We start from the raw sequence: 6694 nt of genomic DNA, 5'->3' as shown, positions 1-6694 counted from the left end.
GGGTTTTCTATTACCTATTACAATTTATTCGCACTCTAATCTTGGATTTGCTTGCTTTTCATTACCTATTACGATTAATTCGCACTCTAATCTTGGATTTGCTTGCTTTTCATTACCTATTACACATAATTCGCACCCTAATCTTAGGTTTGCAGAGTTTTCATTACCTATAAAATAATTCGCACCCTAATCTTGGAACAATTGTCCTTAGATAACAAACTGACTTCCTCGCCGCCGTTCTTCTCCATTACAAGTTATCGCTTCTATTGTGTGCATAACAAAAAAATCGAAACAATAGTCTGTTTCGATTTTTTATGGTATTGCGGGGGACGGATTTGAACCATCGACCTTCGGGTTATGAGCCCGACGAGCTACCAGACTGCTCCACCCCGCGTCGTTATAAAGTTAATGGATGATGCTTTCTCAATGATGAGGACATCTTCCTCTTCTAGCTTACGCTTTGAAGTTTGCTGCGTCGATGTTACTCGGAGATTACTCATTGATGTAATGCTCGTTGCTCCACCCCGCGTCGTTATTAAAGTTAATATATCCAATCATCAGGATATTATGTATGTATCAAGTACAGCCTGGCAACGTCCTACTCTCACAGGGGGAAGCCCCCAACTACCATCGGCGCTGAAGAGCTTAACGGCCGTGTTCGGCATGGAAACGGGTGTGACCTCTTCGCTATCGCCACCAGACTTTTTCTCTGACACAAGATATATCTTACCATGCTACAAAATGTAATGCAAGCTTTTCTTCAAAAAAAATTTTAAAACATTATGCTTCTTCATAAAAAGTATGCTTTTCTACATATATTAATGAATGAGTCAAAAAAGTTTCTTGATTAAGAAGTTGAAAATTTTACCAATATAACTCATAATGAAAGATTATAGACCTAGACTGGAGGAATTAATTATGTTTATTCAAGAATTCGTTATTAAAATTAGCCTTTCCCTACTATTAGGGCTTGTCATCGGTATTGATCGTCAAATGAAACATAAGCCTCTAGGTTTAAAGACAAGCATGGTCATCTGTGTTGCTAGCTGTCTTGTAACGATCGTTTCAGTAGAATCATTTTTTAAATATTCAGCAGAAGGGTTATCAACGAATATGGACCCGATGCGTCTTGCCGCTCAAATTGTTAGTGGAGTCGGTTTCCTTGGGGCCGGAGTTATTCTCCGCCGTAATAATGACGTTATTTCTGGTTTGACAACAGCAGCCATGATTTGGGCAGCTTCTGGACTTGGAATTGCGATTGGTGCGGGCTTCTATCTTGAATCATTTTATACAGTTCTTCTAATCCTTATTGCCATTAATATCATCCCATCCTTGTTAAAAACAATTGGTCCGCCCACTCTTAAACAGGATGATGTCGCCTTAAAAATCGTGATGGAACCGAATCTAAATATGACAGAACTTATTGAAGCCATTGAGCAAAAAGGAGAAATACTTGAAGAAAAAGCCACTGAACCCATTACAAAGAAAAAAAGAAACGACGCAAAAAAGAAATTTCTATCCGTTCAGTTAAAGTGAAAGATTTAGATAACGGCAATCAACTAATCGATTTAAAAATATCCGTACCAAGTAAAATGTATATTACAGATGTCTATTATATTATTAAAAAAATCCGTTATGTTAAGTCTGTTAATGTCGAGAAATTATAAGAAAACCTAGTCAAAGAAGGAGTCAAAATGAAGCTATCGTTCTCTCAATTAGAATCCATACCATCTCAAAAAGAATTAACTGAACTTATACGTCTCCATAATAAAATCTTTGATCAAACGTCCGATTTTACCGAAAAACTGCGTCAGCAACCTCACATTCTCATTCATTTAGCTTACAATAACAACCAACTCGTTGGCTATAAAATGGGCTATCAATTAACTAAAGAGAAGTTCTACAGCTGGCTTGGTGGTGTAGACCCCGATTATCGGCATTACGGCATTGCTTCTAGTCTCATGCAAATGCAACATGACACACTAAGAGAGCATGGTTACCAAATTGTCCAAACAAAAACAATGAATAAATGGCGTAACATGCTAGTTTTAAATATAAAAAACGGATTTGATGTGCTCGAAACCTATACAGATAAAAAAGGTAGGCACAAAATTATTCTTGAAAAAGAGCTCACTAAATAAATGAAAGGACACACCAGTGCCTCCCAACAAGCTAACACGATCCAAAACTATTGATTCTAAACAAATATTATTTGAAAAAAGCAATTATTTTAAAGGATTTTAAAAAAGAATGTCGAATACATATATAGATAAAGGGGGATGACCATGATAAGTTTTGAAAACTATACATACGAACGGCCGAATGTCCAATCTGTAAAAGAAGATTTTAAATTATTACTAAAAGAATTTACCGATGCAACAAATGTGAAGGCAGCGACAACAGCACTTGAAAAGATTAATCAATTTCGCAGTAAACTTTCCACGATGTACACACTTACTTATATTCGTTCATCGATTGATACAAATGATGATTTTTATCAAAAAGAACGAGATTTCTTTGATGAAATTTCACCAGAATTGGATGAATTAAATACGGCTCTTTACCAAGAGTTAATTAAGTCTCCATGCCGTGAAGCACTCGAAAAGAAGTGGGGAGCACAATTATTCGACATAGCTGATTTTCAAATCAAATCTTTTTCACCCGAAGTAATTCATTTGCTTCAAAAGGAAAATAAACTAACGTCTGAATATGCAAAACTTGTTGCCTCAGCAGAAATTGAATTCCAAGGAGAAAGTTACACACTTGCTCAGCTTGCTCCATTCACACAGGACCATAAACGTAACATTCGGCAAGAAGCCACTAATGCTAGTTTTGGTTTTTTCGCAAGTCATTCAGAAAGATTTGATGAGATTTACGATCAATTAGTTAAAGTTCGCCACGAAATCGCGACCACACTTGGATATAAAAACTTTGTCGAGCTAGGCTATATCCGCATGTTAAGAATTGATTATAATGCAGAGATGGTTGAAGTTTTTCGTAAACAAGTACGCGATGTGATCGTCCCACTCGCCTCTAAACTGTATAAAAAACAAGCGAACCGAATTGGTGTTGATTCACTAAAATTTTATGATGAGAATTTCAAGTATAAAACCGGAAATGCCAAACCAAAAGGCTCTCCAGAGTGGATTATTGATAACGGAAAAAAAATGTATGAAGAACTCTCTCCAGAAACGAAGGAATTTTTCCAATTTATGCTTGATCGAAACTTAATGGATCTCGAAGCAAAAAAAGGAAAAGAAGCGGGCGGTTACTGTACTTTTATTGAGGATTATCAAGCTCCGTTTATATTTGCTAACTTTAATGGAACTTCTGATGATCTTGATGTTCTCACTCATGAAGTTGGTCATGCTTTTCAATGCTATTTAAGTCGAGATATCGGTATACCGGAATATTTATTCCCGACACATGAAGCTTGCGAAATCCATTCGATGAGTATGGAATTTCTAACCTGGCCGTGGATGGAATTATTTTTCAAAGAAGATACAGATAAATACAAATATTCGCATTTAGCGACTGGCCTTCAATTCCTGCCATATGGAGTCGCTGTCGATGAATTTCAACATCTTATTTACGAAAACCCTGAATGGACACCAACAGAACGTAAACAAGCATGGAAACAGCTAGAAGAAATCTACCTACCTCACCGCGATTATGATGGCAATGCTTATTTAGAAGAGGGGAACCTTTGGAAAAGACAAGGTCATATTTACAAATCACCGTTTTATTATATTGACTACACCCTTGCCCAAATTTGTGCCTTTCAGTTTTGGAAAAGATCACAGGAGAACAAAGAAAAAGCATGGAATGATTATTTAAACCTATGTAAGCTCGGTGGCTCAAAGTCATTCCTCGAATTAGTAGAGGCTGCCTCCCTCGCCTCTCCATTTGAAGAAGGTATGGTTGAAACAGTAGTAAAAACGATTGAGGATTGGCTTGAATCAGTTGATGATCAAGCATTATAAGAAGTTAAAAACAACCCATTATCTACTGATTGGGTTGTTTTTTCTTAGCTTCACTCTTCATTTTTCCCCTTCAACAAAGCCACTTCCCGCTTTAAAACCGAAAAAACAAATGACGATTGATAGAATAACAAGGAGCATCATTGGTGTCCTCCATCCACCAGATAGCTCGTGGATAAAGCCGAATAAAACAGGACCTGATGCTGCCAATAAATATCCTAAGGATTGAGCCATTCCTGATAGCTTGGCCGCTTGATGTGCTTCCTTCGTACGAAGAGGGAAGAACATCATCGCCAAACCAAAAGCACTACCACATGCGACTCCCATTAGTAATACCCATAGCGGTAACCAAAACCCTATTAACAAACCAACACTTGATATAAGAAAACAAACACCTGTAGCTACAGACAAAAATCGTTGATCCTTCATTTTCCCTGCAAGAATCGGGATAAGAAACGTCATTGGAAATAAAGCTCCTTGCATGCTCGCTAACATCCAGCCTGCTGCTATTGAGCTATATCCATATGTCTCCAAAATCTGCGGAAGCCATGTCAAAACTGTATAGTATAAAAAGGATTGGACCCCCATAAAAGCCGTAACAAACCAAGCTAACGATGATGTACGCAAACGAAAAGAAACAGACCCCGTTTTGTCTAATCCTTTTTTATTGGTTGATTGTTTTTAAGCTGAAAACTCCAGATGAAGAGGGCGCTCACAGCAAGTATCCCCCAAATGGCTAACGCTCCACTCCAATGAAAATATAAGGATAGCGGCTCACTAATACCAGAAGAAAGGGCTGCTGTTATATTCATAACAAGCCCATAAATCCCTGTCATCAGCCCAAGCCGTAATGGAAAATGCTGCTTTATAATCGCAGGCAGAAGGACATTACAAATAGCAATCGCCGCACCAACAAAAGCTGTCCCAATAAATAAAGATGGAATGCTCGGATAGATGCGAACCGCTATTCCAATTGTTAATACAATAAAAGCAACAAAGATTGTCCTCTCCGTTCCAAATTTTCTAGCAAATCTCGGAGCAAAAGGAGACAAAAGAGCAAAAGCGACAAGAGGAATCGTTGTCATACTCCCTGCCACAGATTTAGTTAACCCAAGGCTTTCCTGAATTGAACTCAGAAGCGGACCCACCGCTGATATCGGTGCTCTTAAATTTGCAGCAACTAAAACAATCCCAAAAAACAAAGCCCACAAAGCCTTTTCATTGTTTATTTCTTTTTGAAGCTGTGTCACATCCATCCTCCAATATAGAATAGTACAGTCAGAAATAAAATCATTTACATATAGCCCTATTACACCCTATTCCCATTTTTAGATCCACAAATTAAAGTAATCTAATAGTGTATATGAGTCTACAAACTTACTAAGAATTCATAAGAGATTTAATACAAATTATGATCGCTTTCTTTAAATCTTCATGACTCCAACTCGGAATTCTTCCGTGTTTAATAGCCAATTCATGTGAGGCTGGGATATGAATAAAACCTGCTGGAATAGAAAGATTTTTTGATTTTGTATAATAAAGAGCTTGATACATGACATGATTACACAAATAAGTTCCAGCCGTATTAGAAATCTCAGCAGGTAGCCCGTTATTAATTAATTGACTAACCATAAGACTAATAGGCAGAGTAGAAAATAAGCCATCTGGACCTTCAGCTTGAATCACTTCATCCATCGGACTATGTCCGTTATTATCTGCTAGACCATGATTAACATTGATCGCTACTCTTTCTGGTGTGATTTTATACCTACCTCCTGCAAGACCAAGGGAAATAATAGCATCTGGTTTATTCTCATCTATGTATTTTACTAATTGTTTACCTGCCAATTCAAAATCAACAGATAACACTTTTGAGGTAATGATGTATGGACCAACTTCTTCCCCCTCTAATTCTTCTACAATTTTCATTGTTGGATTAATTGAAAAGTCAAGGAATGGCTCAAATCCAGTTAACAATAGCCTTTTCATTATATATACCTACCTTTTTAGTTTAATTTTAAAAATGAATATAAGATATATCCGTTCAAAATTGCTATTATTTTATAATATCATAAATATTTATAATTTTTATGATATTCATTCCCGAACAATTCTCCAAAAGAAAAAGATGTGAATATGTAATGTTTACAAATTCACATCTTAATTATAGCTTATCTTACCGCTTCCTCTGCATTCACTAAACCACTACCATATTGAGTTGGATTTCCGAGCGGTGTGGCGGTATTGGTTAAGTGCTGTCTTATCTCTACGTTTGACCATGTAGGATTTTTCTCTTTCACAAGAGCTGCAACTCCAGCTACGTGAGGAGTGGCCATTGAGGTACCACTTAGACTTGCATATTGATTTTGCAAATATGTGCTTTGCACACCTACACCTGGGGCGACAATATCTAAGCCTGTCCCATACTGAGAGAAACTCGCCCGATTGTCATTTTGGTCCGTTGCACCAACAGCAAGTGCATTAGCATAACGAGCAGGGTAAGAAACTGTCCCAGACCCATTATTTCCTGTAGCTGCTACTACAAGAACACCGGCAGAAGTTGCTTGGTTAACTGCCAATTCTAGTGTTGGACTACCAGTTGGACTGCCCAGACTTAAATTGGCAATATCCATTCCGTTCTCTGCACTCCATTGAAGCCCTTGAGCAATAGAGCTAACCGTTCCATTTCCGTCAGCCCCTAATACTTTTACTGC

Annotated in this window: 7 protein-coding genes, 1 tRNA gene and 1 rRNA gene; 3 read left to right on the top strand and 6 right to left on the bottom strand. The window is 37.6% G+C overall.

Annotated elements, in window-relative coordinates; all coding sequences use genetic code 11:
* Positions 1 to 320: 320 nt before the first annotated feature.
* Positions 321 to 394, bottom strand: a tRNA-Met gene (locus BALCAV_RS20335).
* A gap of 191 nt (positions 395 to 585) precedes the next feature.
* Positions 586 to 701 (bottom strand): 5S ribosomal RNA (rrf, locus tag BALCAV_RS20330).
* Positions 702 to 918: 217 nt separating this feature from the next.
* On the opposite strand from rrf, the gene BALCAV_RS20325 reads away from it, so the two are divergent.
* From BALCAV_RS20325 to BALCAV_RS20315, 3 genes are all read left to right on the top strand, one after another.
* Positions 919 to 1536: an MgtC/SapB family protein gene (locus BALCAV_RS20325; protein WP_326938331.1), complete on the top strand. Its 618-nt coding sequence runs from the start codon at positions 919 to 921 to the stop codon at positions 1534 to 1536.
* 158 nt (positions 1537 to 1694) lie between these two features.
* Positions 1695 to 2141, top strand: coding sequence for a GNAT family N-acetyltransferase (locus BALCAV_RS20320; protein ID WP_003323713.1), 447 nt, complete (start codon positions 1695 to 1697; stop codon positions 2139 to 2141).
* 144 nt (positions 2142 to 2285) lie between these two features.
* Entirely contained in the window at positions 2286 to 3983 is a 1698-nt protein-coding gene (locus tag BALCAV_RS20315; protein ID WP_003323712.1) for a M3 family oligoendopeptidase, read from the top strand.
* Between the two features lie 57 nt (positions 3984 to 4040).
* On the opposite strand, the gene BALCAV_RS23170 is transcribed toward BALCAV_RS20315, so the two are convergent.
* From BALCAV_RS23170 to BALCAV_RS20300, 4 genes are all read right to left on the bottom strand, one after another.
* Positions 4041 to 4607 (bottom strand): MFS transporter, encoded by a 567-nt coding sequence (locus BALCAV_RS23170; RefSeq protein ID WP_268746839.1) that lies wholly within the window; start codon positions 4605 to 4607, stop codon positions 4041 to 4043.
* Positions 4608 to 4633: 26 nt separating this feature from the next.
* Complete coding sequence (locus tag BALCAV_RS23165) at positions 4634 to 5230, bottom strand: MFS transporter (RefSeq protein WP_268746838.1); 597 nt, start codon at positions 5228 to 5230, stop codon at positions 4634 to 4636.
* Positions 5231 to 5360: 130 nt separating this feature from the next.
* Positions 5361 to 5969, bottom strand: a complete 609-nt coding sequence (locus tag BALCAV_RS20305; RefSeq protein ID WP_003323710.1) for a pyroglutamyl-peptidase I — start codon at positions 5967 to 5969, stop codon at positions 5361 to 5363.
* Positions 5970 to 6151: 182 nt separating this feature from the next.
* On the bottom strand, positions 6152 to 6694 hold a 543-nt coding region (locus BALCAV_RS20300; protein ID WP_040324315.1), incomplete at its 5' end, for a S8 family serine peptidase.

The sequence above is a fragment of the Alkalihalobacillus alcalophilus ATCC 27647 = CGMCC 1.3604 genome (assembly GCF_000292245.2).
Classification (GTDB): domain Bacteria; phylum Bacillota; class Bacilli; order Bacillales; family Bacillaceae_D; genus Alkalihalobacillus; species Alkalihalobacillus alcalophilus.
The sequence above is the reverse complement of the archived record's forward strand: the minus strand, read 5'-3'. Positions and strand labels throughout refer to the sequence as shown.